A 26,954-nucleotide genomic window follows, 5' to 3' on the forward strand; every position below is an offset into this window, starting at 1 on the left:
GTCAGCCCTGCTGATTGACGCTCACTGTGACGAGGCTGCCGACCACCACACGCGCGCCGGGCCGCGGCGCGATCGTTATGACCTGATTGTCCGCGAAGCCTGGAACCTGCTGCAGGTAGATGAACGCGACGCGCAATCCCAGTTCCGTCGCGGACAGAATGTCCATTCCCATATCGTCGCCATTAAGGACCTGCTCGAGCGTCTGCCACGCCGGCACGATCACGGTCTGCTGCTCCGGCGGGATCGGATCCACGACAACCGTCCCACGCGCCATGCCGCCGAGCGGATCGATCATTTTGACGGTCACCGCAATCTTCGCGTCGGCGGCCGGCCGCTTCACCCAAGCCCGATAGACGCCATTATCGAAAGCGAAGAGCTTTCCGGCGCCGACGGCGGGGGCCGGAAGGTCATTGACCGAGCCAAGCCGCGTCGCTTCGCTGAGCAAGGCGGAGAAGCGCTGCTGTAGCGACTGGCTCGCGTCGGGCCCACGAACTTCTACGACGGCGGTCGCGCCGCTCGGCGCGGGCGCAGCCAGCGATGGCGCGGTCCACACGACCAAACAGTCGACGGGGGTCGAAAGCGGCTGGTTGCCCGCGAGGTTTTCGAGGGCCGGCGGCGGCGGCACGAGAACGACCGCCTGCGGCGTGGGGGCGGAGCGGCGTTCCACCAATCCGAGCAGGTCGTCGCGGACCGACCAGGCGACCGCGCGGTAGCGCTGGGGCAACCAGCCGGGCGTCACCGTGGCGTCGGCGTAAGTATACGCTCCCGCGACGTCGATTTTCGCCACCGGCGGCCCCATCGAGCCGACATCGGCCGCGGCGTCGGCGACCGTTGTGCGATAGAGCTCGACGAAAGCTCTTTCGCCGCCCGCCAGCTCCAGCCGCACGTCGACATGGCCGGCGTCGCCGGCCGCCGGCGCGACCGAAAGCCCGAGCGTCGGAGGATCGGAGAGACGCGGCGCCGCGACCGCAAAAAACTGATTGTTGGCGGCCGGGAAGTCGCTCTCCTTCTGGTTCTCCGTCACCGACGTGACCGCGAAGAAGTGGATCACCTTGCTGCCGCGGGGCAGCGACACTTCAAGGCGGAGTCCGGCGAGTGGCGGGCTCGTGACCCGCCGGAACATCTTCTGATGTGCGCCGATGCTGAAGCCGGTTTTGAGGTCTCGCAGCCTATCCGCATAGCTGATCGTCGTGTCCGGCTCCGCCTTCTCGGGACCTTCGGCCGGCCCTTGGTCCTGCCGCTTCGCGCTTAGGAGCGCCGTCTCTGTCGCCTCGTAGACGATGTAGCCCGCTGCGCCTTGAGCCGCAGGCCATTCGAGCACGAACCGGGCGATCCCCAGCGCGTCCGGAAGCGACGCCCAGAGAGGCGCCTCGCACGATACGGCGGGCAAGGACGGCCGCCGGTCGTCCCACACCCGCGTCGTCGCCGGAGCGGACCAAGGGCTGATGTTCCACGTCGAGCCGCTGCCGAAATAGGCGAAATGCAGCCGCTGCTGTCCGCGGCCGGCGACGCCGAACTCCCGCCAGCGCGCGTCCGTAAAGGCGAGATCGACGTGCGTCGTCCAGCGATAGTATCGGGTTCCAGGCTCCGAGCCGACGACGCCGGTCCAGCTGAACGGCAGCGGGGCGTCGTCGCTGTCTTGCTCCACCCCCCAGCCGCAAGGCGTCCTTTCTACCGATAGAGGCGCGACCGCGCCGCCGCCCACGGCCTGGCCCACCGGCCCGCCCGCGAATGTGATCTTCACCGAGGCCACAGGGGCGCCGGGAGCGTCGGTCCAGACGCCCTGGAGTTCGATGAACTGCGGGCTGCGGTCTGACCAGTCCCAGCTAAAGTCGACCATGAGCCGGCCAGCGTTGTCGAGGGTGACGGAGATCACCGTCGGCCGTTGCGGCGGTTCGTTCGCGGTGGAATAGGAGACGGTTTCCCAGTCGCTCCAGCGCCCGAATATGTCCTGAGCGGCAACCGCATAATCGGCCTTGTAGGCCAACGGATTGGCGTGCTCGACGCCGTGGCTGTCGATGTCGCCGCGGAGATTGTGGTCGAGGAAGAGGATAGGGTCGGCGTTGATCGGCTTGCCGGGCACGAAGGAGAGCCACCCTTGAACGTCCGGCGGGCGGCGCGTCAGCAACAGGCGCCCCCGATCGACCCGCGCGACCGCATAAGCCACGGCGGTCGGGACCTCCGGGGCCAGCGCGGGCGGCGGGAGTTGCGTCGGGGGCCGATCCCACGTCACTCCGATGGACTCCTGCCGGATGCCATCGAGCCGCTGCGGGCGCGTGGTTCTGGCGAGATGCGTCGCGAGTCCGGCCGGTTTTGGCACGCGCTGGATCAGCGCGCCGCCCAAGGCGATGTCGGCCAGCTCGGCCTCGTTCCCTTGGCCGTCGGCGCAGCGGACCGTGACCATGTAAATCTCCTCGCCGAACATCTCCGTGTCGATGGCGGTTCCAAAGCCCAGCGCCAGCGCCGCCAGCGGGTCGGAGCCGGCGGCCATGGCCATCACGCTCAACGGCCGCCAGGAGCCGCGGGGCTTGTCGCCGCCGGAGAAAGACCCGACCACATTGTTGAGCAGCAGGCGCGGCCGGAGTTCGTCGACGGGCCGCTCGATGTCGACATGGATCGTCTGCTGCCGCTCCGGCACGGGCTCCCCCAACAGCACGTCGCGAAGGCCGGGGAGCAACTCGCCGCGCAGCAGCGCGTCGAGGTAGCCGTTTTCGTCGGGCTTCTCCCAGGCCGGCACGGAGTCGCCATCCGGCCCGAAGGGCGGCCAGCCCTTCGGCGGCGCGCCGCGGATCAATCTCTGTCGCGCCGCTTCGACTGGGTCTAGCAGCCCGGCGTCCACCAGGCCTTGCGGATCGCGCGAATAGCCGGTTACGGCCCACTCGTCGGAGTTGATCGGCAGGCCGACGATTTCGACCAACTTCCAATCGCCGTTGTCGGCGAGGTCCTGCTTGCTGCGCGCGCCGCCCGGATAGGACATGCGCCAGATCTGAAACGGCTGGAGCGGTAGCCCTAGCATGCGGTGGATCATCCAGCGCAGATGCACTGGGCTGGTTCCGCGCGCGTCGCCCCGTCCGGGCTCCTCGCCCCATTGCAGCGCTGCGGCGCGCAGCGTCAGCAGCCTGCCGTCCACGACGATCCGCTGGCTCATGCGTGGCCCTCCCACGGCGCAATCAACTGGATGTCGGCCAGCGTCGCCAACGAGTGACCGCCGCCGCCTTCGTAGAGTGGGTGCTGCGTCCGCCTGAGCTGCAGCACGACCCGCTTGCCGCGGGCGTTCGGGCCGAGGATGGCGAGCGTCCGTGCGCCGTCGCTGGCTTGCACGATTTTCGACACCGACGGCTGGCCGCCGGCCTCGACGATGTCGAGCCAGGTCTGCATGTCGTAGACGTAGGAGGTGACGCCGTTGTTGACCTGCTTGACGGGAACCCGCCGCCGCCGCCATGTCGCCTCCGCCGACTCGATCAAGATCGCGACGGGCTGCGCCAGTCCGCCCGCGCCGCCGGTCCAGATCACGGTCGTGCGCGGCTCGCCGCCGCGGCGGAACTCGCCCCAGCCGGCCGCCCTCAAGACCGCCTCGAAACCGACGTCGGGCGTCGTTCCGGCCGGTAGGCTCGTCAGCGCCGCCACGTTGGCGAGGAACCGGTGCCCTGCCTTGCGCGTCGCAAGGTCCGCTGCGAGGGCCGCCGCGTCGGCGTAGCGCGAGGTGCGGAACGAGCGGCGAAACATCGGGTAGGGAGTTGGTGCTGGCGGCGCGTCGGTGATGCGCGCCTCGAGGTCGAGCACATAGCCGGTGCTCGGCTCCAGCGGAATGTCGATGGTCACGACTTCGTGCCGCGAGGCGTCGTTGGCGGCGTCGATGCAGGGCATGTCGGCGAGCGCGTCCCGCAGCGAATCCTCGAACGGGCTCATCGCCAGCGTCGCGATGGGAACGGCGGCGACGGCCCCGCCGGCGAACGAGAAGACGCCAGCGCCGAAACGGTCGTTCGAGGGCGGATGCCTGCCCGACGCCGCCTTGACCACGGCGTACAGGCCGCATCCGTAAGCCGCGTAGAGCTTGCGCACTTCGCCGCCCGAGAAGACCAGCCGGACGAGGTCTTTGTAGAAGAAGCCTTCCTCCGCCTCGGCCGGCGCCGAGGCCATGACGCGCGGCTCCAGCCGCTCGGGCGGGCTGACGTCCGTCTTGAAGCAGAATGTCTGATGGCCTTGGGAGGTCGCGATCGTCTGGGCAATCGGCTGGCCCTTGTTGTCCGCGGTGGCGGCGGTCACTTCGTAGTCGACAGTGACGGTGTAGACCGCGTCCGGGTGTAGCAACGCCCGGTTGCTCTGGTCGCCTGTCAGCGCGCCCTCGATGACTTTCCGCTTTTCGCGCTGGCGGTCTTCGTCCCAGTCCCTTCGCGCGATTTCGGCCGCCGTCACCGCTTCGCAGGCGAGCAGTCCCCAATAGCTTCGCGGCTCCTGCTGGGCCTGCGCATTTGCATAGGAGAAGCCGATCTCGATGAAGGCCGCGCCTTCCGGCAATTCCGCGTCGAAGAAAAACTTTCGCATGTCGGCGGCGGCGTTGAGAAGCGGTTGGACGACGCCCCACCATGGCCCCGCCGGATCTTGCCAACGGGAGGGCATAGGCGAGGCGGGAGGCGACTCCTCCGACATCACGCCGCCGCCAGCGTCCAATATTCGCAGGATCAGCTTGCCCGCTTCCGGGTCGGCGACCGTGAGCGCCCGTAACTGCCGCACCTCGCCCGCATCGAGGCGGACCGCGTCGGCGAGGCCGCGGATGTCAGCCGGAGGATGGCGTTCGAACAACGCATCGACGAATTTATTGCCGTCGACGCATTTCCTGAGTTCGGGTCCCGTCTTCGGCGCCAGCAGATAGCGCGCGCCGCCCGCGCCGAAGACGGCCACGATGGCCGGCTGGACCTCTAGGAAGCCGTCGGTGAGTTCGCCTGTGCGCCAGGGCTCGGTCACTTTCATCACCAGCGGCGCCGGTTGCGACCGAACCTTCCCCGGATCGTCCGGATAGGGCACGCCCGTGAGCGTCCAGCCCCTCTCCGACGGCCCCTGGCCGCAGGCGAGGAAGGTCCACAGCACGCCGGTCTCGGGCGCCGCCTCGGCGCAGGCGGTTCCCCAGCGGTCGACGATCTGCTTGTCGCGGCTGTCGGTGCGCAGGGCCGCGGCCGGCGTGGCGTCGGGAATCCAGTCGAGCAGCGCCAGCTGCACTGCACTGTCGTCGGAGAAGCTCGGATTGCCCGACCGGTCCCACCAGACGATCGGCGTGTCGCCGCCCTGCACCGCCGCCCCCGGCTTGTCGCAGGCGAGGCTGATTGCGGTCACTTCGTAACGGTAGAGGCGCGGCCCCCGGCGGACCCATTCCTGCGGCGGCAACAGCGAGTGGACGGGATTTCCCAGTAATTCCACGTCTGGCCGCACATGGGCGCGCATCTCGAACTGCAGCACGGGAACGGCGTCGATAGGTACGGTGAAATTCGGCGCCGCGCCGTCCGGGAGCGCTTCGCCGAGGCTCCCATCGACCTGGGCATCGGCCGCTTGCCCCGGCAGCAGCTGCGTCGTGCTGCGGCTGTGCAGCGATAGCGCGCGGATCAGATCGGCCGGCTGCGGCGGCTGCAGATCCGCATCGCCGAGTTCAAAGGTGACGCCGCCGCTCACCTCGAAGAAGAAGAAATCGACGTGCCCCTCGACACGCGCCTTCACATAGAAGGAAAGTTCGGTGATGCGCAGCAGCGCCTCAGCCTTGACGCCGACGCTGACGACGAACAGATGCAGCTCGCCTTCCAGCACCAGGCGGCCTATCATCATGATCGGTTTGAAGCTGATGCCGACATCCGCGCCGACGCCGACGCGGACGTAAAGGCCGATCGGCTCCGGCCCCCAGGTCAGGGCGGCCTGGATGCCCGCGGCCACGGCAAAGCCCCCGAGCTCGCCGAGCGGCGACTTGATGCCGTTTCCGTGGACCATGAAATAGCCGTCGGCGCGGATCGACGACATGAACCGCACCGAGATGAAGTTGCGCTTCTCCACCGATCCGGCGTCGAGGCGCCAGTTTGGGGGATCGTTAAAATTAAACTCCGAGTCCAGCGGCGCGCGCAGCTCAAGCAGGAATGGGATTCCATATTCCAGCACCAGGCCGAGGCTGATTCGATCCTTGCTGATCTCGATGACGGCGAGCAGCAGGCCTTCGCTGTCTCCCCCCACCGGCGGCCGGGGCAGCATCAGCGTCGCCTTCATCATTATCAGCAGCCGGGGGCCGGGCAGCTCGATCATCAGCATGCCCTTGGCGTTGAACAGGAAGCCGCCCTCGAGCGTGCCGAGGACGGCGCCGAGACCGAGCGCGAAATCGCCGCGCGCGTCCTTGCCGGTCCAGGCGGCGCCATTTTTTGTATCTCCGGGGTCGCCGTGCGCATTGTGGAGCCAGTCGAGCGCGGTCACGCCGTCGGGCTGATCGCGCCGGCTGTTGATCGCCAGCAGGCCGAGAAAGCCGAACAGGCCGAGGCCGGAGTTGGCGAGCGGAATCGGGATCGGCCACTGCACGGCGAGGGTCACCAGCAGTTGCAGCAGGTCGTCGTGCGATTCGATCCGCAGCCCCGCCGCGACCCGCAGTCCGAGCGGCGGCGCAAGCGAGACGTCGAAGCCGCCGTCGACGCCATCCTTCAGCAGCCGGATATGGCCGCTGCCGTCGATCATCCCCAGGTTTAGCCGGGCGCCGAGGCCGGTGAGAGTCGGCGGCCCGCCGCCTTCGAGCGGGACGCGGACACTGGCGCGGTCGATGGTGACGACGCCGAGATCGATCTTGGTGACTAGGTCGACCTCGAACAGCAGCGGATTGTCGCGCGACATGCGGGCGGCGTCAGGCTGAAGGAACTCGCCGAGCGGAGCAGGCACGTCGAAGGTGCCGGGATCGCTCAGATCGAGCGCAAACCCCTGGAGCGGGTCGAACACCGGATGTAGCTGCGGCGCGCCGCCATCCCCGCCGAACGCCAGTTTCAGCCCGACCGCCTTCTGTCGCACCTTGATGGCGCGCCGCGACTTGAGCAGCGACACGCCGCCGAGCCCGGCGTTGAGGTTAAGTTCGGACTCCACGTCGAAAAACACGACGCCCTCGCGCCCCCCGGCGGCCACCGGGCGCACCACCAGCTCGGCGCCAAGGATGGTGAGCTGCTGCGTGGTGACGAAGCCGGCGCCGGCCAGCCCGGCGGCGAGGCCGCCGCTCAGCGCCAGATCGGCATAGCCGCTCGACCCGGCCCCCGGCAGGGACGGCGCCAGCAGCGGCGCGAAGACCGCATAGGCGCCCATGGCGTCCCGGGCGGGGCTCGGCACATGCGGCTGGCCGCGCTGCGAGCGCCATAAAAAATCCTGTCCGCCACTCGCGCGCAGCTTCAGGGAGGCGGTCCAGTCCGCGTCGAGCGCCAGCGCCAGCTTGTAGTCGAGGTCGCTTGGCGCATCGCCAATGTCGGCGCCGAGCCAGCGCGCGATCTCGGCCGACAGCTCGATCTTGCCGGCCAGCTCCAGCAGCATGATGCTGTTGCGGGCGAGGTTCACATGCGCGGCGAGGCTCTTGACGAAGCGCGGCCGTTGCGCCGCTTGCGCGCCCTCCGCCGCGTGGGCCGCGAGGTCGCCCGTGAATCCTCCGCCGCCGGTCTCGAGTTTCAGTTCGCCTTGACTCCCGCCCCGCATCGCGAGCGCCGGGACGCCTGGCGGGTCGACGAACAACTCCACCTGGGGGAACCGCAGCGTCATGCCGCCCGGCGCGTCGAAATCGACCGACGCCGACGGCAAGCCGAGGCCCAGAACGGTTCCGCCCCCAAAGAACGAATGCCCGGGTTCGAAACTCGCCACCAAGGCCCCCGCGGCGTCGTGCGAGGGGGCGAGCTTCGCCGTGGCGTCCGGATTGCCCGGAAGCGCCGTGACTACGAGCAGAAGCTTCGGGAACGCCGCCATCACGCCGCCGCCCGCCGGATCCTCGGCCAGCAAGCCGTCCTCTCCCAGCTTTGCCGGGCGCAGGAAGGGCAGCTTCAATTCGGGAGAGACGAGCGCGATCTCGACGCGCAGCGAGGCCGCCGCGGCCGCCGGCGGGACGATAGCGACATCCCGCTCGACCGCCGGCAGCGCGAACACCATCGCATCCGATGCCGCGGCCGCGCGCACGCTGACGCCGCTTCGGCCGGGCGTCAGCGTCAGCGCTTCGCCGAGCGCCTTGCCGGTGTGTTCGGGCGAAAGATCGCCCTCTAGCCTCAAGCTGTTGAGTATCTGGCCGCCGTCTCCGTCGGGATCGACCGAAAAGCCGAAGTCCTGAGCGACAACCTCGAGCAGCGTACGGTTCGCCATGGCCTCAACTCCGAGCGTCGGCTTCTGGTCATTGCGTCATCGCCGGGTTGTCCCGCCATGACGGCATTTCGGCGGTCACGCCGCGCGGGCGAAATACGCGCCTTCGAGCGCGCGGGCGTGGCGATCGAAGACCTGCACCGGGCGGGTAGGATCCGGGTTCGGCCGCATGATGCTTCCGGTCTGCGAGTCGTGGATGTTGCGGCCCCAGAGAGGGTCGATGTCTCCGATGTAGCCCGAGGCGTGGATCATTTCGTGCAGCAGCGCCGCGCGGTCAGAGTTAAGGTATTTCTCGTTGATCATGCAGTAGTTCGCCCAAGGGAAATACCGGTTCGCCGCCTTGTCCTCGGTATAGGTCGTCAGGCCTGCGTCTGAGCGGTTGAATTTGCAGAAGATGACGGGCAGCCCGCGCAGACTGGGCGATAGCGTCTGCGCTGCGGCCCTCAGATCCCCCGGCCGCATCGAGATCAGGTTGAAATCGGGCGGCGGGTCGTACATCTTGCCCGAAAGCAGGAGATCGACCGGCGGGCCGGAGGCGGCGGGCAGCACGTTGAGCTTGATGTTGAACGAAGCCAGGTAATAGTTCGCCCCGTCCACATAAGGGCCAAGGCCGCGCGACCAGTTGGCGTCGGCGGTCGTGAAAATAGAGATGTCGAGGAGGATCATCGCGCCGCTCCTAGGCCGGAAGAGTCTGCTCGTTAGTAATATTGGCCTTCGTCGACCAGTTGCGGATGGTTCGAAAATGCGCTGCGAAAGCGCGTCACCTTGGTTTGCAGGCCGGGATCCCTGAAGTTGACCATATCCGAACCCCTCGGAACGCAGGAGTGGGTGCAAGTGCTTGGGACTATCGTCCGGCGCTGGCCCGTGCGGAGCGATCCCCGCCAAGTATAACCATCTGCGAATAGCATTCTTTTGGATAAAGTCCGCACCGCTTTGCTTATCGCGGTCTCGAACCTGGCCCGATAGATCCGATCGGACTGTTTACCTGCTCGACCAAATCAACAACGAGCCATTGTGCTTTGGAACGAACAAGGAACTCTGTCGCGCGCCCAAAAGACGACGCCAACAAATTCGCGGCTTTGTCGGATCGACTGCAAAAGCTTGTAATTGCCTGTATAAAGTCTAACTGGACGGGATGGAGCGCTCCAAGGACAGGGCATTTCCGCACGACCCAGAATAAGACTAAATTGTTTGGTGCTTTTGACAAGCCCTCCGAAAAAGTAGTCCCTATTTGGAGGGCGTAAAGACAGTGGCTGACATGACGATCCTAAGGCGCGCCTGCGCCCTCTCGGCTTCCCTTGGCGAACAAGAGGCGCTCCCTCACCGCGGCAGGCGTCATGGCGAACCAGTGGCTATCGGTTTCCTCGAAAGTAAATGTCGCCTTTCTGCGACGAAACCGGCCCAATCCGAACCTTCGGATGACGGTTGGCAAATGGCGCATCCCTGCCCTTGCCAACACGTCGGCGAGCTTCCGTAATCCGCCCGAAACCCGCCGCAATTTCTATGCTGCCGCCGACTGCAGCTTAAATCCCGGCATCCCCTTGAACTCCTGGTGTTTTCGCCGTTGGCCGAGCTGGCCGGGGCCAGCGCCATGGCTCGTTGGGAGCCATCGAGATCATTCCGCCTGTTTCGGCTTGGGCCAATGATCCGACGCTGGATCGGAAGGCCCGCCCACAGCCGTCGTCTCGACTGGGCCGACGCCAATGATCTGGACCACGACCTCCTCGTCTCCCGCGCCATCCCAGTGGACTCCGCCGGCGGGATGAAGCACGTAGGAGCCGGCTTCGACTGGACGCGCCTGTTTGAAATCGAGCTTGTCGCCGGTTCCGTTCCACCAGACGCCCTTGATGACCGTTGCGTGGCGATCCTGCGAATGGAAATGCGGATTGGAGTGGAAGCCCGGCGGAAAACGCACGCGCAGGACATAGACGCCGGGCCTGGACGGGTCTCCGAACAGGACCGCTTGTTCCGGACCGGCGCCGAGCGGACTCTTGAAGGGGACCTGTGTCGGCGCGAGATAAACGAAATCGTGGGCGGACTGGGCCGCGGCAGGAGCGGCCAGCCCGCATGCCGCGATCAGGAGGGCGTTCCGCAGGTTTTTGAAGCCGGTCATGTGGCGCTTTCCTCTTTTCTCCGTTGCAGGATCGTCATTCGGCTGCGGCGCTGGGCGCGGGCGCCCGCAGCCGCCTGAACCAGGCATCGGGATCGTTGAACTCGGATTCCGTCCGGCGCGACTGGAACAGCGGGAAGAATAATTGCACCCACCAGCGTTCATGGCCGTAAAGCCGGTCGCTTTCGACGCCGAAGGCGGGCGGATATTTCCGGGTGATGAGCGCAGTTCCGAAAAGAACATCCCAGAAAAACAGGAGATTGCCGAAATTGCGGCTGTAATGTCCGACGCCGTCGCTCTCGCTCAAAGCGTGATGGCTGAAATGGGTGGCGGGCGTCGAAATTACGCGCTCGACGATCCAGGCGAGCGGCGACAGGATCTTGGCGTCGTATAAATAGCGATCCCACCTCACCTCACTGTGCGAGGCGGCGACGACCAGAATTGTCACGAGACCATAGGCGACCGCAAAAGCTCCGCCGCCGAGGAAGACGAAGACGGCGCCGGTCCAGACATTGGGCATCAGGAAGGAATAAAGGAAGCCGTTCCGGAAGGTGATGCGCACGCCCATATAAGGCGCCGAATGATGCGCGCGATGCCACAGCCAGCCGAATTTTGTATGGCCGAGTCTGTGCCACCAATATTGCACCATGTCCTCGCCGATCAGGAAGACCGGTAGCCATGCGAACCAGGGTCAATCCTTGAACGCATCCCGGGTTTCCGGCGTCAGCGCCAGCGCAAAGCCGAAGACGACGCCATAGATCAGAGGCCGGGACAGGAGATGGATCGCCAATGAGACGGCGTCCACCGCTGTCTCATTGGCGTCGCCCCTCGGGCTGGAAAATTTTCCGATCAGGAGTTCCAGCGCCCCGAGCGAAACAAGGATCAGAAGATAGGCGTGGCTGCTCAAAAAGGCCGTCATGAAACAGGCTCCGGACGGAAAGGAAGCCGGCCTGCCGCCGGCGGCCCGTCAGGATAAGCGATTTAATACTACTAAATCTATCTGTTTTTGGTGAAATTGGCGTCGACCGCCGCCGCAGCCGACGACGCGGGTTTCAGCCGTATATTCGGGTCAAAAACGCAGCTATAGAAACGCCGCGAGCCTTTGCTCCAGCTTTTCAAAGTCTGTCGGGCTGGAAAGCGCCTTCCGGAGTCCGTTTGCGATTTCGGCCGCGGATCTTCCCCAGCCGTCATTGACCATCGACTTGATATCCGGCCAGGGACCGTCGAAAGCCGCGGCTGCGCGAACCGCTTCGGCGAGCTTGCGAAAGTCGTCGAAGAAGAAAAAGGACTGCGGTCGCCCGAGCCGCCGATGGAGCGTGCGATTGAGTTCGGAATCCAGCAATACGATCGGCTTCTCCTCGGCGACAGCCTCGAGGATAGGGAAGCCGAAGCCTTCATAAAACGAGGGGAAGACGAAAACGTCGCAGGACGCCAGCATCCGGGCCAGGGTCTCGTCCGATAGCTGCCCTCCGGAAATCGATTTGACATGGCTCTGGCTGAGGTCGACGCCAAATACGGTGAGCTCAAGATCGGTTGCGTCGAGCGCATTGAGCGCCGGAACCAGTCCCTTATGTTCGTAATGATTTCCAAAAATCAGTACGGATGCGCGCGCCGATGCGGGCTTGCGCCGCCGCGGTCTTTGCGGCTTGTCCTGCGCATATTCCAATGGGTTCATGGAATGGAACGAAGGCAGCAGCGCCGCGCCCGGCGCGAAGGAGAACCGCTTCGTGAAGCGGTCCATGGTATATTCGCTGTTGAACACGAACAGGTCGCCGGTGCGGCAGACGCGCTCCCATAGGGGAGCCAGGCCCTCGCTCTGGATGTACAGACAATCCACAGCGATCGTGTCCAGCAGGAAGACGCCGATTTTCTCGCACACGCAAGCGAGCCGATCGAACACGATGTCCGCGAAGGGCTGTGAAAAAAGAAAACCGACCCCGGCCTTGACGTTCGCCGCCTCATCTTCGTCCGTGATGAGGCGGACGCCCGGGGGAAGGCGAACGCCAAAATAGTCCAGCACGTCGCCGCTGGCGACGATCGCCAGCCTGACGTCGCTCAATTCCCGCAGGAGAAAAGGAAGAAGGGCGCAGATCAGCTTATTGGTGCCATTCCTGGTCTTTGACGCCGTCCTAATGTCGAACAGAACATCAAAATCATTGCCGCGCTCGATCAGGCGGTGGGCGTGATATTTTGGCGATGAGAAATGACGAATGATGGCCGGTTTGAATTCCGGGTAGCGCGTCAGCAGGACGGCTTCGTTTTGCAGATGCTCCTTGTCGGCATGGTCGCTGAGAATGGAGAACGACGCCTTGCCCAGATGCGCGACATAGGCATGATTGGCGAGCACGGAAGTAAAGCCGCGCCGATTGGCGCGCATGATGTAATCATTCTCTTCATTATAGCCCATGCCATAAATTGAATCGAGATAACCGAAATAGCGGATGATCTCGGCGCGGATCAGGAGGCAGAACCCAACGACAACGGGCGCCATCTGGTATCGCGGCAGCAGCTGATGGGTCCGGCTGAATGATCTATAGCCATCGACCGGCGTCGCGGGCTTCGCGCCATAGGTCGCAATGGTGGCGTTATTCGTCCGTGGATTGACGAACCCGAATTTTTCGTCGGATTCGAGCACTGAAAGCAGTTCTGCAATGGCCCCGGGATAGACGACAGTATCTGAATTCAGCAGCAGGCAATGAGCGCCGAGCTTTTCCGCCACCCAGATTCCGCAATTGCTTGAATAGACGAAGCCACGGTTGTTGGAATTGCAAAGATACAGCGTGTCGATGCTATGGGCGTCGAGCTTGGGAAACCAGGAGCAGATCGCCTTGTCGAGGATCGCATAGTCGGGCGAATCATTGACCAGCACGACGACGGCGCCAATTTTTCTCAGCTCGCTCGCGCAGGCGACGAGAGAACCGAGGACTGTTTCGACAAGATCTTCGCGCTTGTAGAAGGGTATGACGATGACCAGGTTTTTCTTCTCGCCGAAGGAAAAATCGTCGAGCGGAAAATCGGCGGGGCCGTCGAAGCCGACATAGGACTTCGGGCCGGTATTGCTGAGCGATTGATATTGCACAGCCAATTCGTAGTTTTTTGTGAGAGCGACGTACCGGCCCTCTTCATGCCCGAAATTGGCATAGTGCAACAATGGGTTCACGCCGCTTTCGCTCACATCTCCAAAATGTTCGAGATATGTCTTGGTGCAAAATCGGGGCGACGGGTCGCGCGCTTCTTTCCAGCCCGCCACCAGATAATGGATCAGCGGGTTTTTCTTGTTCGACGATACGTCCTTATAGGCGATATTGTACCATTTGGAGGAGAAAAAGCCCGATTCCAGCGGGTTTTGGGACTTCGAGCTGGTTACCGCGCTAAAGTACTGATGCGGGCTCGCGGTCAGATGCTCTTCCTGCAGGAAGGCGGCCGGGACCAGATCGCTCAATTCCGACGCGGCGATCCAGTCGCCCAGAGCGCTGGGCCAGTTCCGGCGCCGGACGAAGGCTTCAACGCCCCGCTGCTTCAGCAAGGGATGCGGTGGAATCGTCAGCTTTTTGGAGAAATATTGTTCGACCGTCGCATTTGCGATCTGCTCGCGCACCCAGCTCCACATGAAATAGGGCGAGGGATTAAGTCCCAGCGTTTGTCCGGTCTTGATGAAATGGTCGCGGGCGTCGTCTCGGGTCTTGAAGGATTTTCCCGATTCGACCTTGTAGAAGTCCAAGTCGAAAAAAATATTGGACTCGAGCTGCTTCACTGCCGACGTTCCCAAAATTTCGAACGCAGTCGCGCCTGGAAGGCGGCAATTGATTGCCATTGGCGCGCTCTTTGCCGTTCTGAGAGGCGCCAGATACCAGGGCGACGATTCGATAGCGTAATGCTGGACACGCGATTGATACCGACCGCCCTTACCCACGGCAAGGCCAATTGGCGTCGTTAGAACGACGAATTGATCCGGCGCCGGTCAGAGGCGCGCGGATCGAGGCTTTTTGTGAAGCGCCCAGGTGTCGTCAGGGATGGAAAGGCCGGACGGGCAAGGCAGTTTCCAGGATGCGGGCTCTACGCGAGCCCGCATCCCTGATGGGCGTTACGCCGCGTCGCGGTCGCTGGCGCCAAGGATTGCGACGGCGCGCTCGTCCAGCAGCTTGCGTATGGCGGCCGGAAGCTGGCGGCGCGCCTTGACGCGGGGATAGGGCAATTCGGCGACCGCTTTGCCGTCGGGATAGAGCGCCTCATGCTCGGCCCAATTGTCGAAATGCATGCGATCGACATTGTCGATGAAGGTCTCGGCCGGAACATTCTCCGCCAGGATCAGCGAATGATCGTCGAGTTCGACATGGTAATAGACGAAGCCGTTGGGGACGCTGGCCAGGCGCTGGATCGAACTGCCATTGACCAGCGCGCCGGCGTGGACCAGCGCGCCGCCGACGAGAAGCGCATGGTCCGGCGAAACAAGGAGGTCGCGCGCGGGGACATTCTCGCCCAGCGCGCCGGCCAGGATGCGGATCGGCCAGCTGCGGACCGGGTCGGCGAAGCGGCTGGACACGGTCTGCCTGCCGAGCCAGGTGATGGGCTTCACCGCGCCCGTTGTCGTCTCGACCAGATCGCCGCGCTTCAGAGTCTCGACCGCAACCTCGCCCTCGGGTGTGCGGATCAGGGTTCCGGCCATGAAGCAGATGATCTGCAAGGTATCGACCGTGCCGGATTGCGTCAGCGTGATCTGGCTCGCGGTGACACTCGAATCGAAAGTGAAGGTTTGCGTCGTGCCGCCATTGTGGATGGTGATCGTATTGCCGCTATAGGTCAGCGTGTCGCCTGTTCCGATCGAGTGGATCTTGATCAGGTCGCCTGCGGCGAAGCCGGAAATCGTGCCGAGCGAAATGGCGTAATATTGGGCGTTGACCGCCTGGAACACGTCGCCCGTGCCCTGGAAAGTCAGGGTGGGGGCGGCGCCTGACGTGCCGATGCCGTAGGTCGAGGTCAGGGTCAGGGTCGAGCCATTGCCGACGACAAGGCTCGCGGCTGTGCCGGAAGACGTGATCGAGCCGGTCAGGGTCAGATTTCCGCCGCTGGCGGTGATCGTGCCCGAGCCGGAGATGGGCCCGGTCACGGTTCCCGTGCCAATGATCTTTGCTCCCGCGCCAATGGCGAAGCCGGTGGTGTCCGTCAGCGAACCGCCATCGAGCTTGATCGTGCCATTGGTGATGCTTTCGCCGATGCCCAGCGTCAGCGAAGCCGTCGCGCCGATCTCCAGCGTCTGGGTGGCGGAGGTAATCGCAATCGCGGAATTGATCGTGCTCGTGCTTTCCAGCTTCAGCACCGAAGTCACCGTGGTGTTGGCGAATCCGAGCTGGATATTGCTGGCGATCGCGCCGGTCACGTCGAGCGTGCCTCCGGTGCTCGCAGTGCCCGCCTGGATCGTTGCGGAACCGGAGCCGTTAAGCAGGAAACCGCCTCCGGCGTTGATTGCGCCCTGTCCCTCGATAGTGGCGGTCGGCTGGAGAAAGGTGATCGCATTGCTGACAGTCAGGCTGGCGGAGCTCGAGTTCAACACGAGCTTGATCGCGTTGCTGTTGCCGTTGGTGCCGATCGAAATGGATTTGACCGAGGTCGCCGTGCTGAGATTCACCGAATAGGCGGAGTTTCCGTTCAGAATAACGTCGTCGCCATTGTTCGGAGCGTTGTTGCCGGACCAGTTCCCGTTGGTTTCCCATTTATTGTCGACAGCGCCAGTCCAAGTTCTCGTTCCCATTCCTGATCTCCAATCCTTGTGCGCGCCGCAAATCGAGGAACGGGCTGGATGCTTGTGTTCATTCTGGCATCCGGCGCGCGAATCATCGCCGGGACACGCGAATCCTATGCTCGCGACGAACCGCTCACCGTTTGGCGGTTAAGCCTGACGTAAAGGAAATAATGGATAAAGTTTTAATAATGGTTTCCAGCGGTGGCCAACGCCTTCGGAAATCGACAAAAATCCGACGATAGCCTTGGCGTCCGTCTATGACCGCAGAAAAGACCCTCGCCGAAACTTACCGCTCTTTCATCGCCCGGGCGCCGGTCTCGACCAGCGGAGAGAAGATATATTCGAGGATGCGGCGGTTTCCCGTGGCGATCTCGACCGTGACCGCCATTCCCGGCGTCAGCCGCACGATCTGGCCGTCAATGTCCATGGTGGTGCGTTCTGGCTTCAGCGTCACCGGGAAGACGAGGTTCTGGGTGCGCTGCGCGCCGGCGAAAGTTTTGTCGCGGCGCGCCCGCGCGGGATCGCCCTCGGTCTGCTGCGCCTCCGGCTCGGGAATGGCGTCGCTGGCGACGCGCTCGACCGTCGCGGACAGCGCGCCATAGCGGGTGAAGGGGAAGCTTTCGATCTTGACCACCGCCTTCTGGCCCGGCTTCACGAAGCCGACGTCCTTGTTGGCGAGATAGGCTTCGATTTCGAGCGCGGCGCCCGTCGGCGTGATCCGCATCAGTTCTTCGCCGCTGGAGACGACTTGGCCGACGGTGGTGACCGAGAGGCCATAGACCGTGCCGTCGATCGGGCTGGTCAGGCTCATCCGCCCGGATTTCAGCTTGGCCTTGGCGAGCTTCTCGCGCCAGTCGTCGGCCTGGCGCTGGGCCTCGGCCATTTTCTGGGCGTTTTCCGCGATGAAATTCGAAAAGGTCTTGTCCCTTTCGCGCGCCAGCACGTCGAGATTGGCGACGGCGGCGTCGCGCTGGCCTCTTTGCTGGGAAAGCTGCGTCTGATGATATTGCAGCGATTCCTCGGCGTCGATCACGGCCGATTTGGCGCCGGAGCCCGATTTGACCAGGCTCGAGCGCATATCGACGCGCGATTGCAGGGTCTCCACCAGCTTTTGCTGCGCGGCCATGGTTTCCGTCAGCCGGTCGCGCTCCACTTCCTTCTGTCGGATCTGGGCGTCGAGGCCCGCGGCCAAATCAGCGAGCCGGCTCAGTTCGCCGGCCAGCACCTGATCCTCGCGCGCCCGGATGCCGGGCGGGGCGTCGGAATCCCAGGAAATCGCGGGCGGCGGCGTCAGGCGTCGCGACTGCGCCGCCTCGAGCGCGGCGGCACGGCGCCGGGCCTCGGCGCGATAGGCGTCAAATGAGGCCTGCGCGTCGGCCTGGTCCGCATTGGTGTCGCCGCGCTCCAGCTCCAGCAGAACCTGGCCCGCGCTGACATGCTGGCCGTTCTCCACCGTGATCGCGGCGATCTTGCCCGTTTCCAGCGGCTGGATCACCTTGACGCGCCCGGTCGGCTGAATCTTGCCCTGGGCCTCGGCGATGATATCGATACGGCCGAACCAGGTCCAGATCAGCGCCGCGACGAACAGCCCGCTGATAAGCAGGATCAGCGCCATGCGGACGGGCGAGGGCGGTGTTTCAAGAATTTCCAGATCCGCCGGCAGGAATTCGCGGTCGGCGACGAAGGGCAGCTCCTTCTTCGCTTCGGGGGCATGTTGGGGAGTCGCCTCCTTGACGCCCTCCTTGATGACCTCCTTCACGACTTGGCTCATGCCCGGGCTCCCTCGTTCTGCATCGCCCAGAGGCGCGCATAGAGTCCCTGCGGGTTCTTGAGCAGCTCGGCATGGGTTCCGGCTTCGACCAGACGCCCATCGACCATGCCGATGATGGCGTCGCAATCGCGCACGGCGGCCAGGCGATGGGCGATGATGAACACCGTGCGGCCCTGCACGATCTGGCGCATGTTCTGCTGGATGATCCGCTCGCTTTCGTAATCGAGCGCGGAAGTCGCCTCGTCGAAGATCAGGATCGGCGGATTGGTCGCGAGCGCGCGGGCGATGGCGATGCGCTGGCGCTGGCCGCCGGAGAGATTGGCGCCGCGCTCTTCGATCATGGTGTCGTAGCCCTGCGGCAGCTTGCCGATGAATTCGTCGGCGCCGGCGAGCCGCGCCACCGCGATGATCTGGGCGCGCGGCATGGCCGGATTGGCCAGCGCGATATTGTCATGGATCGAGCGGTTGAAGAGCAGGTTATCCTGCAGCACCACCCCGATATGGCTGCGCAGCCAGGCGGGATCGGCCTGGCTCAGGTCGCCGTCGTCGAGCAGGACCTGGCCTTCCTCGGGAATGTAGAAGCGCTGCACGAGCTTGGTGAGCGTGGATTTTCCGGAGCCCGAGGGACCGACGATGCCGACCGTCTTGCCCGGCGCGATGCGCAGCGAGATTCCCTTGAGCGCCATCGGCGCATTGGGGCGGTAGCGGAAGGAAACATTGCGGAATTCGATCTGGCCGCGCGGCGGCGGAAGCTGGATGCGCACCGCCGGCGTCGGCTCGACCGGAGAGTTGAGAATGTCGCCCAGCCGCTCGACCGAAACCTGAACCTGTTGGAAATCCTGCCATAATTGCGACAGCCGCAGCACCGGCTGCGCCACCTGGGCGGCGATCATGTTGAAGGCGACGAGCTCGCCGACAGACAATTCGCCGTCGATCACCGCCTTGGCGCCGAACAGCAGCAGCGCGGCGGTCGAGAGCTTGTTCACATATTGGATGGCATTCTGGCCCTTGGCGCCGAGCATCGCCGTATGAAAAGCCGAGCGGACATAGGCCGCGAGCCGCTCCTCCCATTGCCGCGAAACCACCGGCTCCACCGCGGCCGCCTTGATCGTCTGCATGCCGACGATGGATTCGACCAGGAATTGCTGGCTCTCCGCGCCGCGGTTGAATTTTTCATTCAGCCTTTCGCGCAACATCGGGCGCGCGATGGCGGCGATGATGAGATAGAGCGGAATGGTCGCCAGCACGATCAGCGTCAGCTTCCATGAATAGGCGAACAGGACCGCGATGAAGACAAAGGTGAAGAAGAGGTCGAGCGCCGAGAACAGGCCCTGGCCGGTGAGGAAGGAGCGGATCGTTTCCAGCTCGCGCATGCGCGCCACCGTCTGGCCGGTCGGCCGCGTCTCGAAATAGGAGACCGGCAGGCGGGTAAGATGTCGGAACAGCCGCTGCCCGAGCTCGACGTCGATGCGGTTGGAGGTATGGGACAAGGCGTAGGCGCGCAAATATTGCAAGGCCACGTCGAACAGGCCGATCGCCGCGAGGCCGCCGACCAGCACGAACAGGGTCGAATAGCCGCGATGGGTCAGGACCTTGTCGATCACGACCTGAAAGAAGATCGGCGAGACCAGCGCGAAGATTTGGACGAAGAAGGACGCGATCAGCACATGGATCAGCGGCTTGCGATAGCGCCAGAGCGAGGGCGCGAACCACATGAAGCCGAAAGTGCGGGGATCGACCCCGGCGCCTTGGAAACGCCGCCCGACCAGCACCAAAACGGGCGCGATGGTCGCGATGAGCTCTTCCAGCGTGGTTTCGGACGCAATGCGGCTGGTCGGATCGACCACGCGCCACAGGCCGTTCGGGCTTTTGCCACCGAACACGATATAGCCGCCGTCGCGGCGCCGCAGAATCGCGGGGACCGGCGCGCAGGCGAGGCGCTTCAGCGTCGGGTTCTCGATGACGCGCGCCTTGAGGCCGATCGCCTGCGCGGCGCGCACGATGTCCCGATCATCCGCTTCGTCGTGGCGCAGGGCCAGTTCCTTGGCGAGATGCGTGGGATCGGCGGCGATGCGGTAATAGGCGGCGATCCCGCAAAGGGCGGAGAGGCCCGAAAATTGGCTGGATTGGACGGCCTGGGCCGGAGAGGCTGCCTGGTTCATTGTCTCAATGCTAGCTGGAATTCCTTTACCGGGCGTTGCTCGGGCTAAGCTCGCCTGGGGAAACTCGTTGATCCGGCGGGCGTTGAACGGGCCGGCCCCATGAAATCATGAGGTTGGTCGCCACATTACACGCTCTTCGTAGCAGCACGAATACGCCATTTGCGCTCAGTCCCCGGCGAAAATGACGTCGCCCGAACCCATTGGGAGTGGTGACGAAGCCTTCCGGCTGTCGGCAAGACCGGCAGCGGTCGGGGCGCCTAGCCCGAGAGGAAATGGCCGAGCGCGGCGAGGGACCTGAAGCGGTCGCAGATGATTTTCAGGATCGCCATCATCGGCACCGACAGAATCGCGCCGGGGATGCCCCACATCCAGAACCAGAACACCAGCGAAAAGATCACCAGCACCGGATTGAGCGTGAAGCGCCGCGCCAGAAGCAGCGGCGTCAATGTCTCGCCTTCGATGAGATGGATCGCCAGATAGAGGCCGGCGGGCGTCAGCGCATTCCAGAACCCGTCCAGCGCCAGCAGCCCCGCGAGCAGGAACACGAAGGCGCAGAGCGCGGGGCCGATGATCGGCGCGTAATTCATCAGGAATGCGAATGTGCCCCAAAGCATCGGGTCTCCAACCCCGGTGAAATGCATCACCAGCGCGGTGGCGAGGCCGACGATGACATTCATGACGGTGATGGTCGCCAGATAGGCGGAAATATCGTCTTCGATCTGTTGCGAAATATCGATGGCCTGGCGCTTGGCGCCGAAGCGCGGCAGGATTTCCACCAGTCGCCGCAGGAAGCTATCGCCCGACAGCAGCAGGAAATAGAGAAACAGCACCGTGGTGAACAGTCCGTCGGCGAAGCTTCGGGCGCCGGCGAATATGACGGACAGCAGTCCCGAGCCCGCCAGTGGGCCGCTCGAAGCGTTGGGCGCGCCGGTTGAGCCGATATTTTCCACCTCGTGGAAGAAGGTGAGCAGCGTATTGAACGGCCCCCGAAAAAAGCCGAGCCGTTCCTGCAGTTTGGCGACACCTTCGGGAAGCTTGGCCGCCCAGGCGCCGGCGGGGCCGGCGATGGCCGCGCCCAGGGCGACGATCGCGCCCAGCAGGGCCAGGATGATGAACAGCGATGCGATGGGGCGCGGAATATGCGCCCGCTCCAGCAGGCGCATCGCCGGTTGCAGCAGGAGCTTGAATGTTATGGCGAAAGCCAGCGGCAGGAAAATGTCGCGCGCCACATAGGCCACCGCCAGCACAGCGAGGATGAACAGCCCGCCGAGGAAAATCACCTGCGGGTCGGACGGCAATGGCATATCCGTCTCGGCTTCAGCGGCCGTTGCGGTTTCCGGCTCTATATCCGTCATGCTTTGATCCTGCGCCGATTGAAGCGTGCTCATAAGTCGCCCTTTCGCCAGATCCGGCCTCCGGCGCAGCTTTCACCCGGCGCTGATCGACATGTCTCCGTCCATCGTCGAACAACACGCGAAGGACGCAAAAGATCATTGCGCCGCGCAATTAGGTTCGAGGGGCGCCCGAGGCGGGAACCCGGGGCGCCTCCGAACGTATTATATTTAGAGGCATTGCTGGCTGGCGGCTGGCCGGCGGGATTGTTCTCGGAAGGACTGCTAAAATGACAAGGTTTTTTCTTGTGCTGACACTCCTGGCGGGAGTCTCTTTGAGCGGCGGCGCCGCGACGGCCGGAGAGCGGTTGAATGAAGGTCTGATGGGCGCGGGCGCCGGCGCCATCGTCGGCGGGCCGGTGGGCGCTGTCGCGGGCGGGGCGATCGGCTACACGGCGGGACCGTCCATCGCGCGCGGGTTCCATCACCACCGCCATTATCATCGGCATTATCATCACCGCTATTAAGCAGCGCGGACCACAGGCGCGCAACAGGGTCGCCGATTGGCGGCCCTGTTGCGTTTTCAAGGCGGCGCGGTGACTTCGACCTCGACTTCCATGCCCATGAAGGCGTCGCTGGCGCCGACGAAGCTTCCCGCCATGGGCATGGCCTGCCGGATGTCGCGCGCCACCGCGACGGGAATCAGGTTGAAGCCGCCGAAACTGCGGTTGGTCGGATCGAAGGTAATCCAGCCTGCGCCGGGGACGTAGATTTCCGCCCAGGCGTGGGTCGAGCCCGCGTCGGCCGATCCGAGGACCCCTGTTTCGGCGCCATGTAAATAGCCGGAGACGATCCGCGCGCCGAAGCCCAGGCAGCGGGCCGCCTCCACGAACAGGACCGCGAAATCGCGGCACGAGCCCCAGCCGCGATCGAGCGTCTGGACAGGCGATTGCACGCCTTCGTCTTCGCGGCTCTGGTAATTGATCCAGGACGACACGCCGACGCTGAGGTCCTTGAGCAGCGCGAGGGTGTCTGTTTGGGCGCCGCGCACGAAGGCCCAGGCCCAATCGCGCAGGCGGCCATTTGGATCGGCATATTGCTGGAACATCAGGGCGCCGAGATCGGTCCGCTCGTCCTCGGCATATTGAAACGGATAGAAAATCGCCGAGGCCGCGACGTCGAAGATGGGCCAGGCGACGGCGTCGAGCGTCAGCAGCGTCAGGCATTCGATCGTCAGCCTGTCCGCGAAGGCGTTGAGATAGGCGGTCGCGACGGAATTTCCGAATACGTCATGGGCGAAGGTCACGGTCGCCGGCGGATCGATCGTCAATTCGCTTGATATCAGCCGCAATTCCCGGCTTTCGCGCGGGCGAAGCATCAGCCGGTGCGGTCCGAGGCTTACCGGCTGTCGGTAGCGATAGGTCGTGCGGTGGCGGATTTGCAGCGTGGTCAAGCGGGACCTCGTCTTGGGCCGAGCCTGGAGGCGGCTCCTGGGCCGAGCATGGTGGCGGCGTCCGAGCGGGAGCGCCTCGGCCATTGCGCCGCCAGCCGACTTAACCTACGCCATATTGATATAGTTGTCATCGTCACTTGTTTTCGGATAGAAAATCGCCATATTGAGAAAGTCGATAGACGGCTCGCTGGTTGCGTTTCTGTTCTGAAAACTACAACAGCTCCACAAGAACATCTTGCCTGAAAACGCGATTTCGACAGCCGGCGGCTCCGCCGGCAAGCATTTACATCTATTCTGAAAAGGGGTTTCCATGTCCAGGGGAACCGTAAAGTGGTTTAACGCCGAAAAAGGTTTCGGCTTCATCGTGCCGGATGACGGCAGCAAGGACGCTTTCGTCCATATCAGCGCCGTCGAGCGCTCGGGCCTGAGCCAGTTGCGCGAAGGCGACAAGATCGCCTTCGAACTGGTCGCCGACCAGAGAAGCGGAAAGCTTTCGGCCGAAAAGCTTGAAATGCTCAGCTGATCCTTTGCCGCAAGGTTTGAGTTTTTGAACCCTGCGGCCTTAGCCGCGTCTTTTCAGGTCGACCACGGATGTACTGGCGATCTGGCCCGCGATGGCCCCCCACTCGCGGGAGTGCGGCTTTTTTCCAGAGAGTTTTCTCACCTGGCGGAGCGCCCTGCGCTTCCAAAGCCCCGTGCCTGGTGAAGGTTGCGGGGCTTTGCGCTTGCGCATGCGCGCGGCGTTTCACGCTAACGCGCGATGTCGCGCGACAGGAGCTCACCATGGTCAAGGAACGCAAGCACGGCAATCGCGAAGCCAAGAAACCGAAAGCGATCAAGCCGCCGACTGCACCGACTGCGTCCTCGATGCTGACGGGCAGCCTGACGCCGATCAAGCCGATCAAGAAAGCGCAGTGAGGGACCGTCCATGACCGTTCGCACCACGGAGACGACCGTCACGTTCAAACGTCCGTTTTCCCTTCCTGAACTGGACCAACCGCAGCCGGCGGGGACCTATCGCGTCATCACCGACGAGGAAGAAATTTCAGGCCTGTCCTTCGTGGCCTTTCGCCGTGTCGCGACCATGCTGCGGCTTCCGTCGCTGGCGACCGCGGGGCGGCGGGAAGAGACGATCGCCATCGACGCCAATGAGCTTTCGGCCGCATTGACGGCAGATGGAGAGAGCAGATGAGAGCGATGAACAACAAGACCAAGGCGCTGCGCTATCTCGGAGGCATTTCCGGACAGGGCGTCGTCACGCAAAACGGCAAGACCGTCGCCGAGGCCAATTTCGATATCGACGGCTATTTCCGCGCCGCCGTGGGCGTCACGGGCTGCGGCGAAATCCAGGCGCCCGCAGAGGTTCTCAAGGGCCTGTTTGGCCGCACGGACCTTCAACTCCTGACCGACCGGGGATTCGTCCTCGATCTCACCTTTTCGGACTCCACGCTGGCGCCCGCCGCCGACGTCGCCCATGTCGACGTCACAGGACAATTGCCGACATCGCTTGCTGACTGGCGTCATTGAACGGACGCCTGTCGACATGCGGCGGACCGCAAGGATTGGATCAAACTTGCCACAAGCCTTCCCGCCGCTTGGCTCGGAATACGAGCCCTTCCTCTACGCTGTCGTGTGCGACGAGGCGAACGGAGCGCCGCTGACCATGGTGTCGGCCATCGCGCGCTCGGGCGCCGATCCGTGGCAGGAGGCGGCCCGCATCGCGCGACTGCCGAAAGCCGGCGCGTTCGAAGCCTTGACTCGCCTGATCCCGGTTCGTGGCGAGGCCGAGAACACGGCCATCGCGAAACGGCTGTTTTCCCTTCTCCCCGCGTCGCGCGAAAACCTGGATTTTAGCTTTGTCGGATCGCGGACGAAAAAGGGCTCCACGGCCCGGAACCCGCTTGTGCCGGTCATCGTCGCCTTGATGCTCGGGCTGGCGCTGGTTTCCTTTTTCAAGGCGGCGACACGATCCGGCGCCGGATCGCAAGAAGCGCCCGTGTCCGCGCCGGCCGCTGCCGATCAATAGACCGCAGGCATGGCCCCAAGGGGCGATACGGCGCATGCGAACCTTCCATGAGCTGCTCGAACCTGTGCTCGTCACCCGAAACCGGTATTGTTGTCCGCGGTCGCATTTTTCATTATGCTGGCTCGATCTGTTACGCTTCTGAGCCGATTGCCGAACGAGATTGTGACCTTGACCCAGGAGATCCATGCTTATGTCGATCAACTGGCCAAAGCGCTCGAACTCGGGGGCGTTTTAATCATTGTCGGCGGCATCATCCTTTCGACGGCTGTGTTTATCCGCGACAGTTGGCGCGCGGGAGATTTTGAGCCTGCCTACCCGCCCTATCGTTCAAATATTGGACGAGGGATTTTGCTTGGACTCGAACTGCTCGTCGGCGCGGATATCATCTCGACGATCACTGCGCCGCTGACAATTGAGAGCGTCGGTCTGCTTGCCGGCATTGTTCTGATACGGACCTTCCTCAGTTTTTCGCTCGAAACCGAAATCGAGGGTTGCTGGCCATGGCGACGCGCGGAAAAAGAAGCCCTTCAAATTGAGACGAATCGACGTTAGCGGCCAGGAAAAAAGTCTGTCTTGGCTTCGTCCATCTGAGTTTCGTCGCCGCCGCCGGCCAGCCGTCCGAAACCGCGGCCGCAACGCTTTACGCGCGGCGCGGAAATCGCGATCATCCGATACGGGCGCCGGACTGCCTGAACAATGGCGTAAATTGCCGGCGCGGATAACGAGAAAAGCCAAAGGGCATGGGAGCGCGCAATGACGGAAGAAGCGGATCGGGGCGTGAAGCCACGCCATGAAAAATACAATCGTCTGATCGCCGCCGCGAAAAATGAAACGACGATCAACGTGGCGGTCGCCCATCCCTGCGACGAGGTTTCCCTGAAGGGCGCCGTCGAGGCGCAGCAGCTGGGCCTGATCGAGCCCGTCCTCGTCGGCCCGGCGGACCGCATTCGCCAGGTCGCCAGCCAGGCCGGACTGAATATCGAAGGCCTGCAAATTATCGACGCCGCGCATAGTCACGATTCCGCAGCCAAGGCGGTGGAGCTGGTCGCCGCCGGCAAGGTCGAGGCGCTGATGAAGGGCAGCCTGCACACTGACGAACTGATGGGGGCGGTGGTCTCGAAACAGGCCGGCATCAGGACATCCCGGCGCATCAGCCATTGCTTCGTGATGGACGTGCCCAATCATCCCGAGGCGCTCATCATCACCGACGCTGCGATCAATATCGCGCCGACGCTCGAGGAGAAAGCCGACATCATCCAGAACGCGATCGACCTCGCCCATGCGCTTGGCGCGGAGGAGGTGCGGGTGGCGATCCTCAGCGCCATGGAAACCGTGAACTCGAAGGTTCCGTCGACCATCGAGGCGGCGGCCTTGTGTAAAATGGCCGACAGAGGCCAGATCACGGGCGCGATCCTGGAAGGCCCGCTCGCTCTCGACAATGCGATCAGCCCCGAGGCGGCCGCGATCAAGAAAATCGTTTCGCCAGTCGCCGGCCATGCCAATGTGCTGGCCGTTCCCGATCTCGAAGCGGGAAACATGTTGGCGAAAAGCCTGTCCTTTCTGGCTGGAGCCGACGCCGCCGGGATCGTGCTCGGCGCCCGCGTTCCGATCATCCTGACCAGCCGAGCGGATTCCGTGATCACGCGGCTGGCCTCCTGCGCCGTGGCGGTGCTGGTCGCCGCCGCGCGGCGCAAGGCGGCCGCCGCCTCGATCGACTGAGCGCGGCGTCACGGGCGCCAAGGCTTCCATCTTCATTGTTGATGTTTTCCCGAGCCCGCAACGCGTTTGATCGCGCGCCTTGGAGGCGTGGGGGCCGTTTTCAGGCGGTCCCCATCAGTCGGATCAGGGCGTAGCTGATCGCGATCAGCGTCAACAGCGAAAGCGTGACGGCGATCGTGGCCCGGCCGCCGACGCGCCGCAGGTTGCCCAAATCGACTTCAAGGCCAAGCGCCGCCATCGACAGGACGGTCAAGATCGTCGCGAAACGCTCGATGACGGGCAGGACGGCTTCCGGAATCAGGCCC

General features: G+C 63.9%; 20 protein-coding genes and 1 pseudogene. 8 read left to right on the forward strand and 13 right to left on the reverse strand.

Annotated elements, in window-relative coordinates; all coding sequences use genetic code 11:
- Position 1: 1 nt before the first annotated feature.
- The 11 genes from QZ409_RS16195 to QZ409_RS16245 all read right to left on the reverse strand — a co-directional run bounded on the left by QZ409_RS16195 (position 2) and on the right by QZ409_RS16245 (position 21,475).
- Positions 2–3,148 carry a hypothetical protein gene (locus QZ409_RS16195; protein WP_296713360.1) on the reverse strand — a complete coding sequence of 1,049 codons (3,147 nt, stop codon included), beginning with the start codon at positions 3,146–3,148 and terminating at the stop codon, positions 2–4.
- Positions 3,145–8,160, reverse strand: coding sequence for a hypothetical protein (locus QZ409_RS16200; RefSeq protein ID WP_296713362.1), 5,016 nt, complete (start codon positions 8,158–8,160; stop codon positions 3,145–3,147). Before QZ409_RS16200 ends, QZ409_RS16195 begins: the two co-directional genes overlap by 4 nt.
- Positions 8,161–8,415: 255 nt before the next feature.
- On the reverse strand, positions 8,416–9,003 hold the full coding sequence (locus QZ409_RS16205) for a hypothetical protein (protein WP_296713364.1): 588 nt from the start codon (positions 9,001–9,003) through the stop codon (positions 8,416–8,418).
- A gap of 949 nt (positions 9,004–9,952) precedes the next feature.
- On the reverse strand, positions 9,953–10,450 hold the full coding sequence (locus tag QZ409_RS16210) for a cupin domain-containing protein (protein ID WP_296713365.1): 498 nt from the start codon (positions 10,448–10,450) through the stop codon (positions 9,953–9,955).
- Positions 10,451–10,484: 34 nt separating this feature from the next.
- Positions 10,485–11,111, reverse strand: a complete 627-nt coding sequence (locus QZ409_RS16215; RefSeq protein WP_342394854.1) for a sterol desaturase family protein — start codon at positions 11,109–11,111, stop codon at positions 10,485–10,487.
- Between the two features lie 27 nt (positions 11,112–11,138).
- Positions 11,139–11,366 carry a hypothetical protein gene (locus QZ409_RS16220; RefSeq protein WP_296713367.1) on the reverse strand — a complete coding sequence of 76 codons (228 nt, stop codon included), beginning with the start codon at positions 11,364–11,366 and terminating at the stop codon, positions 11,139–11,141.
- 162 nt (positions 11,367–11,528) lie between these two features.
- A complete protein-coding gene (locus QZ409_RS16225) occupies positions 11,529–14,201 on the reverse strand; it encodes a glycosyltransferase (RefSeq protein ID WP_296713370.1) in 2,673 nt (890 codons plus the stop codon).
- A 330-nt stretch (positions 14,202–14,531) separates the two neighbouring features.
- Complete coding sequence (locus QZ409_RS16230) at positions 14,532–16,196, reverse strand: Hint domain-containing protein (protein WP_296713372.1); 1,665 nt, start codon at positions 16,194–16,196, stop codon at positions 14,532–14,534.
- A gap of 277 nt (positions 16,197–16,473) precedes the next feature.
- On the reverse strand, positions 16,474–17,958 hold the full coding sequence (locus QZ409_RS16235) for an HlyD family type I secretion periplasmic adaptor subunit (RefSeq protein WP_296713374.1): 1,485 nt from the start codon (positions 17,956–17,958) through the stop codon (positions 16,474–16,476).
- Positions 17,955–20,120 (reverse strand): type I secretion system permease/ATPase, encoded by a 2,166-nt coding sequence (locus QZ409_RS16240; protein ID WP_296713375.1) that lies wholly within the window; start codon positions 20,118–20,120, stop codon positions 17,955–17,957. Before QZ409_RS16240 ends, QZ409_RS16235 begins: the two co-directional genes overlap by 4 nt.
- Positions 20,121–20,377: 257 nt before the next feature.
- Complete coding sequence (locus QZ409_RS16245; RefSeq protein ID WP_296713376.1) at positions 20,378–21,475, reverse strand: AI-2E family transporter; 1,098 nt, start codon at positions 21,473–21,475, stop codon at positions 20,378–20,380.
- A 266-nt stretch (positions 21,476–21,741) separates the two neighbouring features.
- On the opposite strand from QZ409_RS16245, the gene QZ409_RS16250 reads away from it, so the two are divergent.
- Positions 21,742–21,978, forward strand: coding sequence for a hypothetical protein (locus tag QZ409_RS16250; RefSeq protein WP_296713379.1), 237 nt, complete (start codon positions 21,742–21,744; stop codon positions 21,976–21,978).
- A gap of 56 nt (positions 21,979–22,034) precedes the next feature.
- Here QZ409_RS16250 and QZ409_RS16255 read toward each other — a convergent pair whose 3' ends face one another.
- Positions 22,035–22,904 (reverse strand): transglutaminase family protein, encoded by an 870-nt coding sequence (locus QZ409_RS16255; protein WP_296713380.1) that lies wholly within the window; start codon positions 22,902–22,904, stop codon positions 22,035–22,037.
- 310 nt (positions 22,905–23,214) lie between these two features.
- Here QZ409_RS16255 and QZ409_RS16260 point away from each other — a divergent pair, with 310 nt between their 5' ends.
- The 7 genes from QZ409_RS16260 to QZ409_RS16290 all read left to right on the forward strand — a co-directional run bounded on the left by QZ409_RS16260 (position 23,215) and on the right by QZ409_RS16290 (position 26,649).
- On the forward strand, positions 23,215–23,427 hold the full coding sequence (locus QZ409_RS16260) for a cold-shock protein (RefSeq protein ID WP_296713382.1): 213 nt from the start codon (positions 23,215–23,217) through the stop codon (positions 23,425–23,427).
- A 260-nt stretch (positions 23,428–23,687) separates the two neighbouring features.
- Positions 23,688–23,822 (forward strand): hypothetical protein, encoded by a 135-nt coding sequence (locus tag QZ409_RS16265; RefSeq protein ID WP_296713384.1) that lies wholly within the window; start codon positions 23,688–23,690, stop codon positions 23,820–23,822.
- Between the two features lie 10 nt (positions 23,823–23,832).
- A complete protein-coding gene (locus QZ409_RS16270; RefSeq protein WP_296713385.1) occupies positions 23,833–24,096 on the forward strand; it encodes a hypothetical protein in 264 nt (87 codons plus the stop codon).
- Positions 24,093–24,431 carry a hypothetical protein gene (locus QZ409_RS16275; RefSeq protein ID WP_296713387.1) on the forward strand — a complete coding sequence of 113 codons (339 nt, stop codon included), beginning with the start codon at positions 24,093–24,095 and terminating at the stop codon, positions 24,429–24,431. Before QZ409_RS16270 ends, QZ409_RS16275 begins: the two co-directional genes overlap by 4 nt.
- A 46-nt stretch (positions 24,432–24,477) precedes the next feature.
- Positions 24,478–24,930, forward strand: coding sequence for a hypothetical protein (locus QZ409_RS16280; RefSeq protein WP_296713389.1), 453 nt, complete (start codon positions 24,478–24,480; stop codon positions 24,928–24,930).
- Between the two features lie 168 nt (positions 24,931–25,098).
- Positions 25,099–25,482: a DUF1622 domain-containing protein gene (locus QZ409_RS16285; protein WP_296713390.1), complete on the forward strand. Its 384-nt coding sequence runs from the start codon at positions 25,099–25,101 to the stop codon at positions 25,480–25,482.
- Positions 25,483–25,683: 201 nt separating this feature from the next.
- Positions 25,684–26,649, forward strand: a complete 966-nt coding sequence (locus QZ409_RS16290) for a phosphate acetyltransferase (protein WP_296713391.1) — start codon at positions 25,684–25,686, stop codon at positions 26,647–26,649.
- Positions 26,650–26,749: 100 nt separating this feature from the next.
- Here QZ409_RS16290 and QZ409_RS16295 read toward each other — a convergent pair.
- Positions 26,750–26,954, reverse strand: a pseudogene (locus QZ409_RS16295) (putative sulfate exporter family transporter); the annotation flags it as partial.

Origin of the sequence: Rhodoblastus sp. (genome assembly GCF_019449565.1) — a bacterium.
GTDB lineage: Bacteria > Pseudomonadota > Alphaproteobacteria > Rhizobiales > Beijerinckiaceae > Rhodoblastus.